Below are 20,847 nucleotides of genomic sequence, written 5' to 3' on the forward strand. Positions count from 1 at the left end.
CTCGGCAAAGTTACAAATTTTTCTGTGTTTAGAATATGATTTTGCCGTTTTTTAATGTCCTGTCAGCTCATTATAACACGTTTGACTCGTATAATGACTTATATATGTCAATTTTATACAAATATACGCACCTCATTTTACGATTTGTCACGCCAAAGCCTCAAGTTCTTCCGACAGTTGGGTCCAGCGTTCCTCTTCTTCGTCCATACGCATCTTCACGGATGTGTATTCGTTGACAAGTTTCATGTCTGAAGCACCTTCTGGCGTACAGAGTTTCTCGTCGAGTTCCTTCAGTCGGTTTTCCATAGACTCTATCTTTGCCTCCGATTCCTTCACGAGTTTTTCTATCTTGCGTATTTTCTTCTGCTTCTCCTTGTGCTCGGCATAGCTTTCCTTAGCTTGCGACTTCTCGGCATCGTCTGCCTTTTTTGCCGACTCGGCATTAGCCGTATTAGCAGCAAACGTGCCCGACGTATTGAGCGCAGTCATGTCTTCGGCATTATGTGCCCTCAGATAGTCGTATATGCCACCTATGTGCTCTCTCACCTTGCCGCCACCAAATTCGTAGACCTTGCTTACGAGACCGTCAAGAAATTCACGGTCGTGGCTGACTATGATAGCCGTGCCGTCAAAGGCGAGGATAGCTTCCTTCAGCACCTCTTTCGAGGCGATGTCAAGATGGTTGGTAGGCTCGTCGAGGATTAGCAGATTAACGGGTTCGAGCAGCAGTTTTATCATTGCCAATCGACTGCGTTCGCCACCCGACAACACCTTCACCTGTTTGTCTACATCCTCGCCACAGAACATGAACGAACCCAGAATGTTCTTTATCTTCAGTCGAATGTCGCCCTTTGCCACATTGTCTATGGTTTCAAACACGGTAAGTTCGCCGTCAAGCAGCTGCGCCTGATTTTGCGCAAAGTAGCCTATCTGCACGTTGTGTCCAACCTTAAGGTTGCCGTCGAATGGTATCTCGCCCATGATACATTTCACAAGCGTCGACTTACCCTCGCCGTTCTTGCCTACAAATGCCACCTTCTCGCCTCGCTTAATGGTAAGGTCTACATTCGCAAACACGTTGTGGTCGCCATAAGTCTTACCCACCCCGTTGCATATCACGGGGTAATCGCCCGAGCGCAGACATGGAGGAAATTTCAAGTGCATCGTGGCATTGTCCACCTCGTCCACCTCAATTGGTACTATCTTCTCCAGCTGCTTTATGCGGCTTTGTACCTGCACAGCCTTGGTCGGCTTGTATCGGAAACGCTCTATGAAGTCCTTTATGTCGGCTATCTCCTTCTGCTGGTTTTCATAAGCACGCAGCTGCTGTTCGTGGCGTTCGTCGCGCAGCTTTATGTATTCGTCGTACTTCACACGATAGTCGTTAACCTGTCCACAGGTGATTTCGATTGTGCGATTGGTAACATTGTTGATGAATGCACGGTCGTGACTAACCAGTACCACAGCCTTGGCGCTTTGTTGCAGAAATCTCTCAAGCCATCCTATACTTTCAATATCAAGATGGTTGGTAGGCTCGTCGAGCAATAAGATGTCTGGACGACGCAACAATATCTTAGCCAACTCTATACGCATTCGCCATCCGCCCGAGAATTCGCTTGTAAGGCGGTCGAAGTCTGTACGCAAAAAGCCAAGGCCGGTAAGCGTGCGCTCTATTTCCGCCTCATAGTTGTCACCACCGAGCATCATGTAGCGGTCGTGTTCTTGTGTGAATTTCTCCACAAGTGCGGCATATGATTCGCTTTCATAATCGGTACGCTCTGTCAGCTGATGGTTCAGGTCGTCAATACGGGCCTTCATCTTTGTCACGTCCGAGAAAGCCTTGAGTGCCTCCTCCTTGACAGTAGTGTTGTCCTGCAGAATCATCACCTGTGGCAGATAGCCTATTGTTGTGTCGTTAGGTATGGCAACCTTACCGTCTGTAGGTTTCTGCATTCCGCATATAATCTTCAGCATAGTCGACTTGCCTGCTCCATTCTTGCCAACAAGTGCTATACGGTCGCGGTCGTTCACTACAAAGCTCACATTTCTGAACAATGGCTTTGCGCTGAACTCTACTGAGAGTCCTTCTATTGATATCATATTTTCGTTTCTTATTCTTCTGTTATTGTGATTGGGCCGTTGAGGTCGACCTTCCACGTTTCTACTTCTTTTCTTAGAATCAGCTCACACTTGCCTTTCTTACACATTCTGCCATGACGTCCTATCGAGTCGCACATCAGAAAGTTCTGTACCGTCATTTTCACTCGTGCGCTATCGCTGTCTATATCAATATCGCTTATGTCGCACAATGCGCTATCAGCCTGTGCATTAACCACATTGACATCTTCCTGGCTGATGTTCGACGCATAGAAAGCCATCCACTTATGCGAGCGTTCAGTACACAAAATGGAAGCTTGACACAGACGGAGGTTGAAGTAATTCTGTCCAAAGTTTTTGGCACAAATTTCTACAGCAGCATCATCTTTTAGCGAGCATGCACTTGCAAGGCACATTGCCATAACACAGGCAAAAGTGACCAATAATATATGTTTTACCGACATATCCAATTGCTTCTTTGTTTTATAACAAGTACAAAATTACTTATTTTCTTTGGCATATTCACCCCTTTTGCTTAATTTTGTATTAAAATTGAAGCCGACAAAGGTAAAACAGTCAAGTTATGACGCTTTACCATTGCCGGCGTTTTAATGTTTATAGAAGAAAAAAATGCTGAACTTTATATCTTTTGGAAGCGGAAGTAGTGGCAACTGCTATTATTTATACACGCAAAATTCGGGTCTACTTATTGATGTAGGCGTTGGTACAAGATCGCTCAAGAAGGCTTTTCATGATTACGGATTGCGATTTGTCGATGGTTTCGATGGCATACTTGTCACTCACGACCATGCTGACCACATCAAGTCGGTAGGCAGCTTGAGCAAGAAGTTCAATCTGCCGGTATATGCTACCGAGACTGTTCATGCAGGTATGGACCGCAACTACTGCATGCGTTGCAAACTCGCCCACTCCAACCGCATGAAGGTAGTCAAGGGACAGAGCTTCAATGTAGGTGATTTCAGCATCACTCCCTTTAACGTGCCCCACGACAGTTCGGACAACGTGGGATATTTGATTGAGGCTGACGGCGTTGTATTCTGTCTGCTAACAGATGTGGGTACCATAACCGATGAGATGAAAAGCATAATCAGCCGCGCCAACTATCTGGTAATCGAGGCCAACTACGACCCGCAGATGCTTGAGACCGGACCTTACCCCCGCTATCTGAAGGACCGCATCAAGAACGGACACGGCCATCTGAGCAACACACAATGTGCCCAAGCCTTGGCCGAGAACTTCACCCACACCCTCAAGCACGTATGGCTGTGTCATCTCAGCCAAGAGAACAACAAGCCAGAGCTGGCACTCAACACAATCAGCCAAACGCTTGAAATGACAGGCATAAGGGTTGGCGAAGACGTGAAAGTAGAGGTTCTACGTCGCACACTACCTACAGGCATATTCAGTTTGACGTAGATAATCCAACAATATCAGAACGTAAGACAAAGAACAACACCTGAACAAAAAAAAACAACAAGAACAATATCGTTAAATCCAATAAAAAGTTAACAATATTGTTCTTGTTGTATTATCGTTTTATACTCACCTTAACTTCTCGCTTAAATATCGTCCTGTTGCGCTCGCCTTACATTTTGCCACTTCCTCTGGAGTGCCACAACACACAATATTACCACCCTTATTGCCTCCATCCGGACCGAGATCAATCACATAGTCGCCACATTTTATAACGTCCATATTGTGTTCAATCACGATGATTGAATGCCCTTTCTCGATGAGCGTATTGAACGACTTGAGCAATCGATGGATGTCATGAAAGTGCAGTCCTGTTGTTGGCTCGTCGAATATGAAGAGTGTAGGTTCCTGACGTTCTTGTCCTATAAAATAGGCAAGTTTGACGCGCTGGTTCTCACCCCCCGATAGGGTTGACGAACTTTGACCCAACTTGATGTATCCAAGTCCTACAGCATCAAGCGGCTGCAGCTTGTCGGCAATCTGCTTTTCGCCATACTTCTCAAAGAAATCGATAGCTTCCGAAACAGTCATGTTCAGAACGTCATAGATGTTCTTGTCATGGAAGCGTACGTCGAGAATTTCCTTCTTGAATCGTTTGCCATGGCATGCGTCACACTCCAGTACAAGGTCGGCCATAAACTGCATCTCTACCGTTATCACTCCTGCACCCTTACACTCCTCACAACGTCCACCTTCGGCATTAAACGAGAAGTATTGGGCTGTATATCCCTCTTGTTTTGCCAGGGGCTGACTTGCAAAGAGCTGACGTATGGTGTCATAGGCCTTGATGTAAGTAGCAGGATTAGAACGTGTGCTCTTGCCTATAGGGTTTTGGTCGACAAATTCCACATGCTTCACCATCTGCCAGTCGCCTCCCAATGACGAGTATTCGCCAGGAGCATCAGCCACCTCGTTAAGATGCCGCTTTAATGCCGGATACAGAATTCCCTTAATAAGCGACGACTTACCCGAGCCGCTCACACCTGTTACTACCGTCAGAACATTAAGCGGCAGAGTGACGTCTATACCACGAAGATTGTTCATTCGTGCACCATTTATCTTTATGGCATGATTCCATTGACGTCGCGACTGCGGCACGGGTATGCTCTCCATTCCTGAAAGATAGCGTACGGTATAGCTACGTGTGGCATTGGGGTCGGTATGATTTATGTCATCGAGCGTACCCTCAAACACTATCTCGCCTCCGAGTCGGCCTGCATCCGGACCCACATCAATAATATAATCGGCAGCACGCATTATATCCTCGTCATGCTCTACGACAATAACCGTATTGTGAAGCTGTTGCAGTTCACGCAACACATGTATCAGTCTATCAGTATCTCGGCTATGCAATCCTATGCTTGGCTCGTCGAGAATATAGACCGAACCCACAAGCGAGCTTCCGAGGTTTGTAGTAAGATTGATGCGCTGGCTCTCGCCACCACTAAGCGAATCAGACGGGCGATTGAGTGTAAGATACCCCAGGCCTACATCGAGCAAGAACTGCAGACGTTTGTTTATCTCCGTAAGCAGGCGCTTGCCAATCTTAGCCTCATGTTCGCTGAGCTGTAGATTTTCAAACCAAGCCTTCAAGTTTACTACCGACATCTCCACCAATTCGGTTATGCTCATTCCGCCTATCTTAACCCATGTAGCCTCCTTCTTGAGTCGGGTGCCATGACATACGGGACAGATAGTCTTTCCACGATAACGGCTTTGCAGGACACGGTATTGTATCTTATACTGGTTTTCCTTCACCATCTGGAAGAAGGAGTCGATGCACACCCTATCTCGTACATCCCGGTTGCGATCGGACGGAAGACCATGCCACAGCATGTCCTTCTGAGCCCTTGTAAGATTGAAGTAAGGTTCAAAAATAGGGAACTTGTCGTTGGCAGCCCTGCGACAGAATTCTGTCTTCCACGCTCCCAGCTTCTCGCCATGCCAACATTGTACACATCCGTCATACACGCTAAGCGACGTGTTGGGGACAACCAGTTTCTCGTCAATACCTATCACCTTGCCAAATCCCTCACACTCAGGACAAGCTCCTGCGGGAGAGTTGAATGCAAACATATTGTCGGTAGGCTTCTCGAATGTTATGCCATCCTCCTCAAACGATGTAGAGAAGTCGTAGCATATATTTGATGGCGGGAATACAAGTCGGCATGTACCGTAGCCCTCATAGAAAGCAGTCTCGACCGATTCTGTCAATCGTGAGACGCTTGATTCTGAAGAGCTTACGCTCATTCTATCTATCAATACATAAAGCGGTTCGGCAATCGCATCATTCTTATCACCAGCCAGGAAATCGTCTATGCGCAGAAAATCTCCTTTATACAAAATGCGCGAATAGCCTTGTTGCAATTCGGCTGTCAGCTGTTCGTGTAGCGTGCGTCCCTTGACAACATTAAGAGGTGCCAGGACAGCAAATTTGGTGCCCTCGGAGTATTGACGCGTACACTCCAGCACATCGTCTACGGTATGCGTCTTCACCTCCTTGCCACTTATGGGCGAGTAGGTACGACCTATACGTGCGAAAAGCAAACGGAGATATTCGTAAATTTCGGTAGAAGTACCAACTGTACTTCTTGGATTTCGCGATATTACCTTCTGTTCTACGGCAATAGCTGGTGGCAGACCCTTTATATAGTCGCATTCGGGTTTGCTCATTCTGCCAAGATACTGTCTGGCGTACGAAGAAAGCGACTCTACATAACGTCGCTGGCCTTCGGCATACAAGGTGTCGAAAGCCAGCGATGATTTACCGGAACCAGAGATTCCGGTTATTACAATAAGCTTGTCGCGCGGTATCCTCAGACTGATGTCCTTCAGATTGTTTACCCGCGCTCCTTTTACTTCTATGAATTTTTCCATATCAGTCGTTCATGGACAAGAGGAACTCCTCGTTGTCGCGAGTACGATGCATACGGTCGTGTATGGTATTCATCGCCTCTATAGGGTTCATATCCGAAATGTACTTGCGCAGAATCCACATTCTGTCGAGTGTGGTCTTGTCCTGCAGCAGATCGTCACGACGCGTACTTGAAGCCACAAGATTGACAGCTGGGAAGATACGCTTGTTCGACAATGAGCGGTCGAGCTGCAACTCCATATTGCCAGTTCCCTTGAATTCCTCGAATATCACTTCGTCCATCTTCGAGCCGGTATCGATGAGGGCTGTTGCTACGATTGTGAGCGAACCTCCATTCTCGATATTACGTGCTGCGCCAAAGAATCGCTTGGGCTTCTGCAAAGCGTTTGCGTCGACACCACCGGTAAGCACCTTGCCCGATGCAGGCGAAACGGTATTGTATGCGCGTGCCAGACGTGTTATCGAGTCGAGGAATATCACGACGTCGTGTCCACACTCTACCATACGTTTGGCTTTCTCGAGTACTATTCCAGCAATCTTGACGTGGCGTTCGGCAGGCTCGTCGAATGTAGAGGCAATCACCTCAGCATTTACGGTACGTGCCATATCTGTAACCTCCTCGGGGCGCTCGTCGATGAGCAGCATCATAAGGTAAGCCTCCGGATGATTGGCAGCAATAGCGTTGGCAATATCCTTCATAAGGATTGTCTTGCCGGTTTTGGGCTGTGCCACGATTAGCGCGCGTTGTCCCTTGCCTATAGGCGAGAAGAGGTCGACAATACGTGTACTGAGATTTGTCGTGGCTCTATCGCCACAAAGGTTGAATTTCTCGTCGGGGAACAGAGGAGTAAGATGTTCGAATGCCACACGGTCGCGTATCTCGTTGGGGTTGCGTCCGTTTATCATGTCGATACTTGTGAGCGGGAAGTATTTTTCGCCGTCGTGTGGCGGACGTACGTGACAGTCGACAACGTCACCTGTCTTGAGACCGTAGCTCTTAACCTGCTGTGTGGATACATATATATCGTCGGGCGACGAGAGATAGTTGTAGTCGCTTGAGCGGAGGAATCCATATCCGTCGGGCATAACTTCAAGCACTCCGTTGGCCTTAACAAGATCGGTAAAGTCATACAGAGGCTCTTCGGGCTGGGGTTGTGGCTGCTGTTGGTACGGCTGGGCTGTATGCTGTACGTTTGTAGTAGGATTGTCGAACATGTCGTATGTCGGTACGGCACCCTGGTCTTCGATAGGCAGGTCGACAACTGTGATAAAGTCGGTACCGTCGCCTGGGTCGCCTGCCCACACTCCGTCGGGTGTAGATGCGTTGGTGTCGGCATTTTCGTTGTGCGACTTTATCTTTGCCTGCAGTTGTGCCAGCATGTCTTCATTCACACCATCTTCGGCAGTCTGCTCTTGGTGTGCAAATGACGCTTCTGGTATGTCGCCGTCGTTCATTCCGTCTTCTGTCAGTGGTTCAGCCGGAATCATTTCGGGTTCAGGCTGCTGCATAGTCTGTATGGCATCAGGCTGTGCAGCCTGTACCTCCATAGCCTCTTGCGCAGCCAACTCGTCCTGGCGTTTACGTTCCTGTATTGCCGAGAGCAGTTCAAGTTCCTTCTTCGACTTGCGTCCTCTATGCTTGGGTATTGCCGAGAGCATTTCTTCGGGAGTCATCGTTGCAGCTTCGGCATCAGCCTTTGTCTGTGCTTTAGGCTCAGCATCGTCGGCCTTGTTTTTCTTAACGTCAAAGTTTTCGCCTTCCTTGCCATTCACAGTATACACGCGGTCGGTATCTTTCTTGGTAATTCTGGTGCGACGACGTTTTGTTCCGAGCGGGTTCTTGTTGCCTTCAATCTCGGCTTGCCTGTCGAGTATTGCATACACCAGCTCTTCAGGATTGCCTTCTGCCGGAGGTTCAATGCCCATTTCGTGCGCAATATCTTGCAATTCAGCCATATCCTTGGCTGACAATTCTTCTTTACTATACATGGATTTTCTAAAAAAAAATGAAAGATTACGCTTCAGAACAGAAGTCGATGTAATCTTGAGTTGAATTATAATGCAAAGTTACAGTTTTTTTCGTAAAGTGGCACAAGGTAGAAAAACAACTTACGAAACATTTAACCAATATTAACTGTACATCAAAATTTATTGCTGTCCTGTAAAACTCAAAAGAGCATAAATATGGTTCATCTGACATTTGGAGTAATGATGATAGAAGTGGGGATGCTTGAAAGTATATTGACAAATGTCGGATGAACCATTTTTTTGTTTAATAGAAGTCATGTGGGTCTTCGGGATGTGTTCGGGATGCCTTCGGGATGTGTTCGGGCGAAATCGGCTTCACTTGCGATAGGGGGTTGTATGCTCCTGATTCTCTACGGAAATCGTCAGCACCTGAGTTGTGTTAGCAGTTGTGCGGAAGCGGTTGTCGGTACGTTCGCCCACCAGCCATACTATTCTACCGTTAGCGTCAGCTACTACGAGCTGGCGACGCTTGTCAAATATAGAGCGTTTGCGGTCGGTAAGATAATCGCTTACGAGTTTGGAATGCTTCATTCCGAATGGTGTAAAGCGGTCGCCATCGGAAGTATTACGGACGGTAAGCGGCCATGCTACCATCTCAGCATCGAGCGTTACGCAGAGGGGGGCGACACTTGGCTTGAAGTTGTCGTCAACGGGAGCGATGTGGAAGTCGAACTTCAGATTGTCTGCAAACGAATAGAGTCCGCATTCGGGAACCTTCTTGTCAAGGGTATGGACACCATAGTTAAGAGGCTGAACGAGAAGGCTGTCGCGATTGAAACACAATTCGTGTGTATTGGAGGCGAATACACGGGTGCGGTCCGACTGACGTGCGAGAACCGAATACAGCATTTCGACCTGCGACGAAGTGAAGCCACACGGACTGAGGACATGAAACAACACGCTTTCGGGCGACACTTGTGCAAGCAGGCGAGCGATGTCTACTGTAAAGACACTTTGGCTGCAGCCTTCGACAACATCAGCCATAGCCCTGCCTATGGCATCGTCGTAGACATTCACGGCCTCGCCTACACGCAAGGACGTTTCGAATATCGACTGCGCCACATTAGGATTGAGCTGTTGCAATAGAGGCATAAGCTCAAGGCGTATCTTGTTGCGCTTTACGTCGGGCACGAGATTGGTGCTATCGGTAACGTACGACTGGTCCTGGCTATTGAGATAGCCGACTATGTCATTACGGCTGACAGAGAGCATAGGACGCAGAATATAGCCGTTACGAGGCTGAATGCCACGCAGACCGCGAATGCCCGTACCACGCACAAGATTCAGCAGAACCGTCTCAACGCTATCGTCACGATGATGAGCCACACAGATGCCGTCGGCTGCGATGTCATGGCGCAGACGCTCGAAATAGTCATAGCGCAGGCGTCGGGCAGCCATCTCGATGCTGACATGATGTAGCGAGGCATACTCGCGTGTGTCGAAATGAACGAGATGCAACGGGATGTTGCAATCGGCACACAGAGTCTGGCAGAAGCGCTCGTCGCGGTCGGACTCGTCGCCACGCAGACGGAAATTGCAATGGGCAGCCTCAACCTGCATTTGCCACTTGGCAGCCATACTCCGCATAGCAAGCAGCAACGCCACGCTATCGGCACCTCCCGAAAGGGCGACGATATATTTGCCACCCGTCACAAACAAACGATGGGCAGAGGCGAACGCCCCCACCCTATTGATGAAATTATTCAGTACGTTATTGTTCATTATACATATATAGAATGACCTTCTCTTACTCCACGTAGAGTACCAGTCCCTTCAGATATTCGCCCTCCGGGTGATAGATATTGATGGGATGATCGGCAGGCTGATGAATCTGATGCAGGATGCGCACCTTGCGGTTGGCCTGGACTGCAGCAGTAAATACCGCATTACGGAAGTTCTCCTTCGACACAATCTGCGAGCAGCTGAACGTGAAGAGGATGCCTCCCGGCTTGATGCGTTGCAGACCCTTCACATTAAGGCGCGTGTAGCCCTTGAGCGCGTTGCGCAAAGCTGCGCGATGCTTGGCAAAAGCAGGCGGGTCGAGCACGATGAGGTCGTACATCTTGTCGTTGGCATCAAGATACTTGAATGCGTCTTCGCAGAATGCGGCATGACGCTCGTCGCCAGGGAAGTTCATGGCAATATTCTTGTTGGTGAGTTCGATGGCCTTGGCGCTACTGTCTACCGAGTGTACAAGTTTGGCTCCACCACGCATGGCGTATACCGAGAAGCCACCGGTATAGCAGAACATGTTCAGAACCGAGCGTCCTTTCGAGTAAGTTTCGAGCAAGTGTCGGTTTTCGCGCTGGTCAACGAAGAACCCTGTCTTCTGGCCCTTGAGCCAGTCGATATGGAAATTAAGTCCGTTCTCCATGGCGACGTCGCTTCCCATCGAGCCGTATATAAATCCGTTCTCGTGCTCAATATCAGCCTTAAACGGCAGGGTTGTCTCGCTCTTGTAGTAGACGTTGGCGATTTCGCCTCCAGCCACCTTGACGAGAGCTTCGCAGATTTCATTACGATAGACGTGCATACCAACCGAATGAGCCTGCATTACGGCAGTATCGCCATAGCAGTCGATAATGAGTCCTGGCAGGTTGTCGCCCTCGCCATGTACCAGTCGGAACGTGTTATTATTGTCACGTCCGATGAGTCCGATAGCCTTGCGCATCTGCCAAGCCGACTCCAGTCGCGACTCCCAGAACTCGGCATCGATTTCCACGTCACGAAACGAGAGCACACGCACGGCTATGCTGCCTATCTGGAACATGCCGACAGCAATAAAATCGCCCGACGCGGTAATGACACGCACCAGTTCGCCTTCCTCCACGCCCTCGTCCACATTGGCTACGGCTCCAGAGAATATCCAAGGATGAAAGCGCTTCAGACTCTCTTCCTTGCCTTTTTTCAGATATAGTTTCTTATACATAGTCTTTTAGAATCTTTTAGAGTTTTGAGTTTTTGAGAATTCTGGAATCAAAGTTCAACCTTCTTCAATTCATAATCGCCCGTAGCCATAAGCCTCATTATTTCGTCATAGAGGTTGATGCACGCCCAAGCGTCGATGGCGGCATACTCCTTCTGCTTGTCGGAGAGCACGTCTGCCTCCCAGTTGGTGAGTCGCTGGCGCTTGCTTATCTTCTCACCGAAGAGGTTGGCATACAGCTTCTGCAGGCTCTTGTCCTCAATACCGATATTGCCTATTATGTCTTGAATGTCGATAAACCATCCGGGTGTGAACTCGGCACGTCTATGAAGCGACATTATGTCGTCGTGCCACGAGAGCCCCACCATTGGCACCATGCGATTGGAGAGTAGTCTGATTATCGACTGAGGGAGTCCCAGATGATTGAGGCGGAAAAGGAAACATTGTTCGCGTGTGGCCACCTGCAGCAACGCCACCTTATGGTTCTGTCCACGGCGGAAGGCAGGTTTCGTCTCCGTGTCTACACCAAGGATGTCACACGTGAGCAGATAGTCGACGGCACGCTCAGCCTCGTATTCGTTCAAGATGACGTTGATTTTATATGGATACTCCACTAATGGAAGGGCATTAATGGTAGCTTTGTCAAACTTGTTGTATATTGTCTTTTTCATTCCGAACATTTAAAGATACTGCAAAATTAGAAAAAAGTTATGAAATTATGGTGCTTTACGAGTTTTTTCCACTAATTTTGTGATGAATATTCTGTTGCGAAAGAGATTTTCTGCAGAGAAGGCACAAATGTGTAATAAAATCTAAACTAAATAAAATGGCAAAGAAAAAGGCGGAACGCAAACCCGCTAACATTAAGGAAGCGCTCGGACTTTCGAGTTTTCTGAGAAGCGAGAGAACCGATTTTCTCTTAGGATTGATTATCATATTGTTCGCTATATATCTGTTTGTGGCGATGTCGTCATTTCTGACCACGGGCGCAGCCGACCAAAGCATACTCGAGAGCATGCGTCCTGGCGAGTGGTTCAATACCGAACGTATATTCCAGAACTATTGCAGCTCGGTAGGAGCCATGCTGTCCTACTTCTTCATGACCGAGAACTTCGGATTTGCAGCATTCATGATTCCCTCGTTCCTGGTGCTTGCCGGAGTAAGGCTGATGCGCATCTGCATGGTCAACATGTGGAAATGGTTCTTCGGAATGGCAATAGCTATGTATTGGCTGTCGGTATTCCTCGCCAAGGTGGTGGCTCCATTTACGGGCGAACTGACATTCAATCCTGGCGGCCGACACGGAGCCTTGTGTGTAGAGTATGCCGAGAACGTGATAGGTCCTCCTGGACTTGCAGCCATACTCTTCTTCACAGCCATAGCGCTACTCACATTCATCAGCACTCAGACCATCACATGCTTCCGCCGTATGCTCAATCCTCTTGCCAAGGGTACAGCCAACGCAGGACGGGCTGTGTCGTCGGCCGTATCGAGCATAGTGGAGAAGACCGGCAAAGACGGGGAAACCGACCAGGCCGATGCCGACTATGACGACGAAGAGCCTGTCGACAACATCACCGGCAAGACCGTTGCCGCCGACAATAACGACAATATCGGCAAGAACGGCAACAAAGACAATAACGGCAAGAATGCCGGCAAGGGCGACGACGAGCCAGAGCTAACGTCGGTAATCGACCTTACAGACATGAGCGGTGCGCAGCCCGACACCAAGCCGGCAAAGTCAGCTGCCAAACTCTCCGACAACAACATCAAGGGTAATCCTGACGGAGCCGACAGCCAGCTTACGGTTGAGGTGGGCAAGGAAGACAAGGCCAACGGCAACATAAGCACACAAAATCACGACATAGACACCCCAATCAATCCGCTCGAACCATTCACGAGATACCGCTATCCGGGACTCGACCTGCTAAACAAAGACTCCAACGACGGCAAGCCATACGTAGACATGGAGGAGGTAAAGGCGCACAACGAGGAGATTGTGAAGGTGCTCAAGAGCTTCGGCATCGACATACGTGAGATCAAGGCTACTGTAGGTCCTACAATCACCCTATACGAGATAACTCCTGCCGAGGGAATACGCATCACCAAGATACGCAACCTTGAGGACGACATAGCCCTGCGACTCTCGGCTCTTGGCGTGCGTATTATAGCCCCGATACCTGGCAAGGGAACCATAGGCATAGAGGTGCCGAACAAGAAGCGCCACAACGTGTCGATGGAGAGCATATTGAACTCGCGCAAGTTCCAGGAGACCAAGTTCGACCTGCCTATAGCGCTCGGCAAGACCATCACCAACGAGGTGTTCATGGCCGACCTCACCAAGATTCCGCATCTGCTCGTAGCAGGTGCCACGGGCCAGGGTAAGTCGGTAGGTCTGAACGTTATCATCACGTCGCTATTGTACAAGAAGCATCCCAACGAGCTGAAGCTTGTGCTCATCGACCCGAAGAAGGTTGAGTTCAGCGTCTATGCCCCCATAGCCGACCACTTCATGGCGCAGGTGGACGACGACGACGAGCCTATCATTACCGACGTGACCAAGGTGGTGCGCACGCTCAAGAGCCTCTGCACACTCATGGACCATCGCTACGACCTGCTGAAACTGGCAGGAGCGCGCAACATCAAGGAATATAACGACAAGTATCTGCGCCACAAGCTCAATCCCGAGCACGGCCACGAGTTCATGCCATACATCGTAGTAATCATCGACGAGTTTGGCGACCTCATCATGACAGCCGGCAAGGAGGTGGAGATGCCTATAGCACGTATCGCCCAGCTGGCACGTGCCGTGGGAATACACATGATTATAGCCACCCAACGCCCTACTACATCAATCATCACGGGCAACATCAAGGCCAACTTCCCCGGACGCATAGCGTTCAAGGTAAGCTCGATGATGGACTCGCGCATCATCCTCGACCGTCCGGGAGCCAACCAGCTCATCGGTATGGGCGACATGCTCTATCTCAACGGCAACGAGCCTACACGTGTACAATGTGCATTCATCAACACTCCCGAGATAATACAGATAAACGAGTACATAGCCAAGCAGTCGGGACCGACAAGCCCCATGCAGCTGCCCGAGCCCAAGAACGACGAGGCTGGCGACGGAGCATCAGGCTCGTCAAGCGACATAGGAGCCATCGACCCCCTCTTCGAAGAGGCAGCACGCTCGGTAATCATCAGCCAGCAAGGCAGCACAAGTATGATACAACGCAGATTCTCCATAGGCTACAACCGTGCCGGACGACTCATGGACCAGCTCGAGAAGGCAGGCATAGTAGGAGCGGCACACGGAGGCAAGCCACGCGACGTGCTCATAGCCGACGAGAACCAACTGGATAACATTATAGGACAACTGAAACGAATGTAAACGATTATGAAACACACATTGTTAAGTATTCTGCTTGTAGCCGCCATGGCGGTAGTATCAAGCGTTCAGTCAATGGCACAGTCAAACACAGCGCAGGCTCGTGCCATACTCGACAAGACATCGAAGGTAATAGGACATAAGAGTGGCGTAAGCGCATCGTTCACCCTCAACAATCCCACCACGGGCAACGTGTCGGGCACGATAGCCGTCAAGGGCGGCAAGTTCAACGCCCGCACTCCGCAGGCCATAGTATGGTTCAACGGCAAGACACAATGGACCTACATGAAGAAGAACAACGAGGTGAACATAAGCACCCCAACTCAGGCGCAGCAGCAGATGATGAACCCATATACATTTATTAATGTGTACAAGACAGGATACAAGATGTCGTCTGCCAAGGCTGGTGCCAGCTACGAGGTTCACCTTGTAGCGCAGAACCAGAAGCGCAGCATCCAGGAGATGTACGTCACGGTAAACAGCAAGACATACGTGCCGTCGCGCGTCAAGATGAAGCACAACGGACGCTGGTATACCGTCACGATAAGCAACTTCTCAGCCAAGAAGCAGCCCGACAGCCTCTTCACGTTCAACTCCAAGGACTATCCGTCGGCCGAAGTAATCGACCTCAGATAGTAGCACATTACACACCTTATCCCCATGACACATACTATGCAGACACGCCTTACAATATGGCAGACAATACGCCTGCTGCTAAGCCATCGCCGGCTTGCCGACCGACGCGCATTCGACTACGAGAGCAACCGCTTTGCCAAGGTAATGGTTAGCATAGCCTCGCTCTTTATTGTAGGCTACCTTATAATGCTGGCGGTATTGTTTGCCTTGATAGCCAACGACATGCGCTCCATGACAAGCGTAGAGTTGATGTGCGCCCTTCTGCCAGCCGTCATGTGCATTGACTTCCTAATGAGGTTAGCCGTGCAGCAGACTCCCTCGCAGATAGCACGGCCCTACATGCTGCTGCCGCTACCCCGACACGCCTGCGTCGACGCATTCATATTCTCGTCGCTCACATCGTGGGGCAATCTTACGTGGCTCATCCTCGTCATCCCCTACTCCATCATGTCGGTAGCGTTCAGCTACGGCATGCTCACGATGGTTTATCTTGTGATTGTGACGCTACTGGCAGCTGTCGCCAACAGCCAATGGTACAGTCTGACACGCACCCTCGCCAACCGCTCTTTTCTGTGGTGGCTCCTGCCCGTGGGCTTCTACGCACTCGAAGCGTCTCCGCTCTATCTGGGCCATGATGCCGGGCTACAGCAATACTTGCGCGTCTACTCGTTGCCGGGCGACGCCATAGGCGGACACAGCATGTGGCCGCTACTTGCCATGATGGCACTGACGGCAATACTCGTCCTCGCCAACCGCCATGTGCAATATGCAGCAGTATGCATGGAGACCATGGGCGCCAGCAAGCCCAAGAGCTTGAAGCACGTCATTAGGTTCAGCTTCCTCGAACGTTACGGCGAGCTTGGCACATTCCTCCAGCTGGAGATAAAGCAGCTCATGCGCAACCGCAACCCACGCAAGGCGATAATCATGAGCATAGTGTTCACCATCATACTAAGCATGCTCATCATCACTACCGACATATACGATTCGGACGTAATGACCAACTTCTGGGCACTATACATATTCATACTGCCTGGAGCCACAATACTCGTCAAGGTGATGGGATACGAAGGCAACTACGTGGACCTGCTGTTCGTAAGGCGCGAGAACATACTCGCCCTGCTGCACGCCAAATACATATTCTATTCGGCCATGCTCCTGCTGCCGTTCGTGCTGATGCAGCCTATGGTCATAGCCGGCAAGATGCCGCTTATGATGCTTGCCAGCTATGCCGTCTACACCATGGGATTCCAGTATTTCGTGATATTCCAGTCGGCAGTATACACGCACCAGACCATACCCATGAACGAGAAGATAACGTCGAAGGGCGGACTAGACGGCAATTACGTACAGATGATTATCACGGGCGTGGTATTCATCATACCCAACATCATCGTCACCACGCTACAGACCATGTTCAGCCCCGAGACGACATATGGCATAATGCTTGCCATCGGACTCGCGTTCGTGCTGACCAACCGCCTGTGGCTGCGCAACATATACAACCGCATGATGAAGCGCAAATACGACAATCTGGAGGGATTTACCTCCACCCGATAAAACTTCAAAAAACAGAAAGCAAAACCGCAAGGCGTCTATAATTAGCATACGGCAATTATAGACGCCGTTTTTAGTTAATAAATCGCAATCCGTCAGTAATAGTCGTACAAAACGTTTTGACATTACACATTTTAATCTATCTTTGCAATCAATAAAAGTGCCGACACCCCCAGCACCACTCCATACAGCAAGTGGCGCGCTCGATGCACATCATCCGTAACACAACATCAGGCATGAAGAAAAGAACAATATGGACAATAGCCATCATCATGGGATTCTCGTTTCTCGCCCTGCTGTATCTGCAGCTCAGATACATCCAGGAGATGGTGGACATGAAGAAGGAGCAATTTGACGAGTCGGTAAACCGCGCACTCTATCAGGCCTCGCGCAATCTGGAGCTTAACGAAACCCTGCGCTATCTTGAGAAGGATGTCAACGAAACCGAACGCCGCTCATTCAAGAAAGACTCCATAGGCACGCTCACGGGCAAGCTCGACGGCAGCATACAGCAGTCGCACCAGTACTCGGTAATAGGCAAGGACGGCACCATATACTCGTCGTTCGAACTGAAGACCATAACCACACGCCCCTCACAGATGCCCAAGGCCATGATACTCCATACGGACAAGAACTCGTTCAGCGAGGCGGCCAAGTCGATGCAGCAGATAGTGAAAAACCGCTATGTCTACCAGAAAGCCCTGCTTGACGAAGTGGTATACTCCATACTCTATTCAGCCTCGGAGAAGCCGCTCAAGGAGCGCATCAACTTCAAGCTGCTCGACCAGGACCTGAAGGCAGAGCTGATGAACAACGGCATCAACATCACCTATCACTTTACCGTCAGCACCCAGGACGGACGCGAAGTGTACCGTTGTCCCGACTATACCGACGAGGGCGAAGAGTTCACATATTCGCAGGTGCTGTTCCGCAACGACCCGCAGTCGAAGATGGGCGTAGTACGCATCCACTTCCCCGATATGGGCTCGTACATCTACTCGTCGGTACGCTTCATGATACCGTCGGTAGCGTTCACTATGGTGCTGCTCATAACGTTCATATTCACCATCGTGGTGATATTCCGTCAGAAGCGCTATACCGAGATAAAGAACGACTTCATCAACAATATGACACACGAGTTGAAGACGCCGATAGCCAGCATCTCGTTGGCAGCACAGATGATGAACGACGAGAGTGTCACCAAGAGTCCTGTCATGACCAAGCATCTCGGCAAGGTGATCAACGACGAATCAAAACGCCTTAGATTCCTCGTGGAGAAAGTGCTGCAGATGTCGATGTTCGACCGCAAGAAGGCCGTGTTCAAGAAGAAGCGTCTCGACCTGAACGAAATGGTGGAGAACATAGCCAACTCGTTCACGTTGCGCGTAGAGCATACCGGAGGCAAGATATACACCGAGATAGAAGCCATCGAGTCGGCTCTCTACGTCGACGAGGTACACTTCCAGAACGTGATAAACAATCTGCTCGACAACGCCGTGAAGTATCGCAAGCCCGACCAGCCGATTAACATCTACCTGCGCACATGGAACGACGACAACCACCTCTACCTCTCGGTACGCGACACGGGACTGGGCATAAAGAAGGAAAACCTGAAGAAGGTGTTCGACAAGTTCTACCGCGTACACACGGGCAACGTGCACGACGTGAAGGGATTCGGACTCGGACTGGCTTACGTCAAGAAAATCATAATGCTCCACAACGGCGACATCACTATAGACAGCGAGCTGGGCAAGGGAACCAAGTTCACAATAAAATTACCCGTCATCAAGGATTAAACTTTCTGATGTCTGCCTCGTCTAATAAAACGAGAGTGGACATTTGGTAAAAATAAACAGTAAAAAAACAATTTAAAACAATACGACTATGGACGAAAATTTGAAAATTCTGCTTTGCGAGGACGATGAAAACCTCGGTATGCTTCTACGTGAATACCTGCAGGCCAAGGGCTATACAGCCGAATTGTGCCCAGACGGCGAAGCCGGCTACCGCGCCTTCATGAAGACAAAGTTTGATATATGTGTTCTCGACGTGATGATGCCCAAGAAAGACGGATTCACACTCGCCCAGGAAATACGTCAGGCCAACGCCGAGATACCTATCATATTCCTCACAGCCAAGACGCTGAAGGAGGACATTCTCGAAGGCTTCAAGATTGGTGCCGACGACTACATCACCAAGCCTTTCTCTATGGAAGAGCTTGTATTCCGTATTGAGGCCATCCTGCGTCGCGTACGTGGCAAGAAGACCAAGGAGAGTACGGTCTACCACATCGGCCGCTTCACTTTCGACACCCAGAAGCAGCTGCTCAGTATTGGCGACAAGCAGACTAAGCTCACCACTAAGGAGAACGAGCTGCTCGCCTTGCTCTGCAGCCACGCCAACGAGATTCTGCAACGCGACTTCGCCTTGAAGACCATCTGGATTGACGACAACTACTTCAACGCCCGTTCTATGGACGTGTACATCACCAAGTTGCGCAAGCATCTTAAGGACGACGATCAGATTGAGATAATCAATATACACGGAAAGGGGTACAAGCTTATCACCCCAGAAGAAGAATAAGCAAAATGATTTAATTTTTCATATTAGTAGTAGTGGAGGGGGCTGTGAAGTTCCCTCTACTTTTTTGTGTTATGATAAACGTTTAAATATATAGAGAATGCTGCGTGGGGAGTGACTTCATGCGTTTGTGATGAGCTGCATCACTTTTTGTTTCAGATTCTGTATTGCCACTTCCGGTTGCATCAGAACATGAAGGGGACGGTTGTCGGCATCGTTGATGCTACTTACTATATCAAACTCTTCCGACAGTCTGCCCGTGGTATCGTCTATCATGCCCGAGAGCAGCCATACCGGTACATTAGCTCTGGCACATCGGTTGAGCACGCCTTGAGGCACCTTGCCCATAAGGGTCTGTTCGTCGGATTTGCCCTCGCCCGTGATGACAAGGTCGGCATCATGAATGAGAGTGTCGAAGTTGGCAAGTTCGAGCATTATGTCTATGCCCGAATGAAGCTGTGCATCAAGATAGACAAGGAGGGCGTAACCCAGTCCGCCTGCTGCGCCTGCTCCGGGACGAAAAGCCAACTCGGGAGTGGCATAGCCAGCCTGTTCGGTCTGCCTGGCAAAGGCACGCAACTGACGGTCGAGCGTCGCTACCTGCTCGGAGGAGGCGCCCTTCTGCGGAGCAAAGACATAGGCTGCGCCATTCTCGCCATACAGCGGATTGTTAACGTTGCAAGCTACTATTACCCTGCATTTCATGTCAAGGCATCCTTTGGCTCTCATGGCTTCTATCATGCCGCGTCCGCCATCGCATGTGGCACTTCCGCCTATGCCCATCACTATCGTCTGGCAGCCTCGCTTCACGGCATCTGCCATCATCTCAACCACACATAAGTTGTGGTGTTGAGAGGATTGCGTAGGGAGGAGGGCACGAGTGTCAGTCCGCTTGCAGCAGCCATTTCCATATAAGCTGTCGTGCCGTCGGCAGAAAGGGCGTATTGTGCCTCTATCGGCTTCATGAGGGGGCCGTGCAGCCCGACGCTAACGCTACGTGTGGGCAACATCTGTCGCACGCATTCCACCTGTCCTTCTCCCCCGTCGCTCAACGGAACCTGCACGACTATGGCTTCGGGCAATACCGAACGGATGCCTTGGGCACACGCCTCGCATGCTTCGTTGGCAGAAATGCTCCCCTTGAAGGAGTCGAATGCTAATACTATCTTCTTTATAAGTAACGAATGTTGCGTACATTATCTGAATTCGTGTAATAATTCGTGACAAATATCATGTGAGTATCGGTCACGAACCATCATTAAG

13 protein-coding genes and 1 pseudogene are annotated in these 20,847 nt (G+C 49.8%); 6 read left to right on the forward strand and 8 right to left on the reverse strand.

What is annotated here, in order from left to right; all coding sequences use genetic code 11:
* Positions 1-147: 147 nt before the first annotated feature.
* Together I6E49_RS02295 and I6E49_RS02300 are read right to left on the reverse strand one after the other, a co-directional pair.
* Positions 148-2,100: an ABC-F family ATP-binding cassette domain-containing protein gene (locus tag I6E49_RS02295; protein ID WP_235400213.1), complete on the reverse strand. Its 1,953-nt coding sequence runs from the start codon at positions 2,098-2,100 to the stop codon at positions 148-150.
* Between the two features lie 11 nt (positions 2,101-2,111).
* On the reverse strand, positions 2,112-2,513 hold the full coding sequence (locus I6E49_RS02300; protein WP_235400214.1) for a hypothetical protein: 402 nt from the start codon (positions 2,511-2,513) through the stop codon (positions 2,112-2,114).
* Between the two features lie 214 nt (positions 2,514-2,727).
* On the opposite strand from I6E49_RS02300, the gene I6E49_RS02305 reads away from it, so the two are divergent.
* Positions 2,728-3,534, forward strand: coding sequence for an MBL fold metallo-hydrolase (locus tag I6E49_RS02305; protein WP_235400215.1), 807 nt, complete (start codon positions 2,728-2,730; stop codon positions 3,532-3,534).
* A 126-nt stretch (positions 3,535-3,660) separates the two neighbouring features.
* Here the strand turns inward: I6E49_RS02305 and uvrA are convergent, their stop codons facing one another.
* From uvrA to I6E49_RS02330, 5 genes are all read right to left on the reverse strand, one after another.
* Entirely contained in the window at positions 3,661-6,468 is a 2,808-nt protein-coding gene (gene uvrA / locus I6E49_RS02310; protein WP_235400216.1) for an excinuclease ABC subunit UvrA, read from the reverse strand.
* Between the two features lies 1 nt (position 6,469).
* Positions 6,470-8,455: a transcription termination factor Rho gene (gene rho / locus I6E49_RS02315; RefSeq protein ID WP_235400217.1), complete on the reverse strand. Its 1,986-nt coding sequence runs from the start codon at positions 8,453-8,455 to the stop codon at positions 6,470-6,472.
* A 354-nt stretch (positions 8,456-8,809) separates the two neighbouring features.
* The gene (gene tilS, locus I6E49_RS02320; protein WP_235400218.1) at positions 8,810-10,216 is read right to left on the reverse strand and encodes a tRNA lysidine(34) synthetase TilS; all 1,407 of its coding nucleotides are present in this window, start codon (positions 10,214-10,216) and stop codon (positions 8,810-8,812) included.
* 25 nt (positions 10,217-10,241) lie between these two features.
* Entirely contained in the window at positions 10,242-11,423 is a 1,182-nt protein-coding gene (locus I6E49_RS02325; RefSeq protein WP_235400220.1) for a class I SAM-dependent rRNA methyltransferase, read from the reverse strand.
* Between the two features lie 47 nt (positions 11,424-11,470).
* The gene (locus tag I6E49_RS02330; RefSeq protein WP_235400221.1) at positions 11,471-12,091 is read right to left on the reverse strand and encodes a 3'-5' exonuclease; all 621 of its coding nucleotides are present in this window, start codon (positions 12,089-12,091) and stop codon (positions 11,471-11,473) included.
* 155 nt (positions 12,092-12,246) lie between these two features.
* On the opposite strand from I6E49_RS02330, the gene I6E49_RS02335 reads away from it, so the two are divergent.
* The 5 genes from I6E49_RS02335 (at position 12,247) to rprY (ending at position 19,587) form a co-directional block, all read left to right on the forward strand.
* A complete protein-coding gene (locus I6E49_RS02335) occupies positions 12,247-14,814 on the forward strand; it encodes an FtsK/SpoIIIE family DNA translocase (RefSeq protein ID WP_235400222.1) in 2,568 nt (855 codons plus the stop codon).
* Positions 14,815-14,820: 6 nt separating this feature from the next.
* Positions 14,821-15,447, forward strand: a complete 627-nt coding sequence (locus I6E49_RS02340) for a LolA-like putative outer membrane lipoprotein chaperone (protein ID WP_235400223.1) — start codon at positions 14,821-14,823, stop codon at positions 15,445-15,447.
* Between the two features lie 24 nt (positions 15,448-15,471).
* Positions 15,472-17,007, forward strand: coding sequence for a DUF5687 family protein (locus tag I6E49_RS02345; protein ID WP_235400224.1), 1,536 nt, complete (start codon positions 15,472-15,474; stop codon positions 17,005-17,007).
* Positions 17,008-17,240: 233 nt separating this feature from the next.
* Positions 17,241-18,800, forward strand: coding sequence for a sensor histidine kinase (locus I6E49_RS02350; RefSeq protein WP_235400225.1), 1,560 nt, complete (start codon positions 17,241-17,243; stop codon positions 18,798-18,800).
* A gap of 88 nt (positions 18,801-18,888) precedes the next feature.
* On the forward strand, positions 18,889-19,587 hold the full coding sequence (gene rprY, locus I6E49_RS02355) for a response regulator transcription factor RprY (RefSeq protein ID WP_235400226.1): 699 nt from the start codon (positions 18,889-18,891) through the stop codon (positions 19,585-19,587).
* A gap of 117 nt (positions 19,588-19,704) precedes the next feature.
* Here the strand turns inward: rprY and I6E49_RS02360 are convergent.
* Positions 19,705-20,759 (reverse strand): annotated as a pseudogene (locus tag I6E49_RS02360) (glycerate kinase).
* Positions 20,760-20,847: the final 88 nt, after the last annotated feature.

This window comes from Leyella stercorea, assembly GCF_021531655.1.

Coding starts and splice junctions, on each gene's coding strand:
- I6E49_RS02295 (WP_235400213.1), bottom strand. CDS start 2,100: ATGATATCAATAGAAGGACTCTCAGTAGAGTTCAGCGCAAAGCCATTG.
- I6E49_RS02300 (WP_235400214.1), bottom strand. CDS start 2,513: ATGTGCCTTGCAAGTGCATGCTCGCTAAAAGATGATGCTGCTGTAGAA.
- I6E49_RS02305 (WP_235400215.1), top strand. CDS start 2,728: ATGCTGAACTTTATATCTTTTGGAAGCGGAAGTAGTGGCAACTGCTAT.
- uvrA (WP_235400216.1), bottom strand. CDS start 6,468: ATGGAAAAATTCATAGAAGTAAAAGGAGCGCGGGTAAACAATCTGAAG.
- rho (WP_235400217.1), bottom strand. CDS start 8,455: ATGTATAGTAAAGAAGAATTGTCAGCCAAGGATATGGCTGAATTGCAA.
- tilS (WP_235400218.1), bottom strand. CDS start 10,216: ATGAACAATAACGTACTGAATAATTTCATCAATAGGGTGGGGGCGTTC.
- I6E49_RS02325 (WP_235400220.1), bottom strand. CDS start 11,423: ATGTATAAGAAACTATATCTGAAAAAAGGCAAGGAAGAGAGTCTGAAG.
- I6E49_RS02330 (WP_235400221.1), bottom strand. CDS start 12,091: ATGAAAAAGACAATATACAACAAGTTTGACAAAGCTACCATTAATGCC.
- I6E49_RS02335 (WP_235400222.1), top strand. CDS start 12,247: ATGGCAAAGAAAAAGGCGGAACGCAAACCCGCTAACATTAAGGAAGCG.
- I6E49_RS02340 (WP_235400223.1), top strand. CDS start 14,821: ATGAAACACACATTGTTAAGTATTCTGCTTGTAGCCGCCATGGCGGTA.
- I6E49_RS02345 (WP_235400224.1), top strand. CDS start 15,472: ATGACACATACTATGCAGACACGCCTTACAATATGGCAGACAATACGC.
- I6E49_RS02350 (WP_235400225.1), top strand. CDS start 17,241: ATGAAGAAAAGAACAATATGGACAATAGCCATCATCATGGGATTCTCG.
- rprY (WP_235400226.1), top strand. CDS start 18,889: ATGGACGAAAATTTGAAAATTCTGCTTTGCGAGGACGATGAAAACCTC.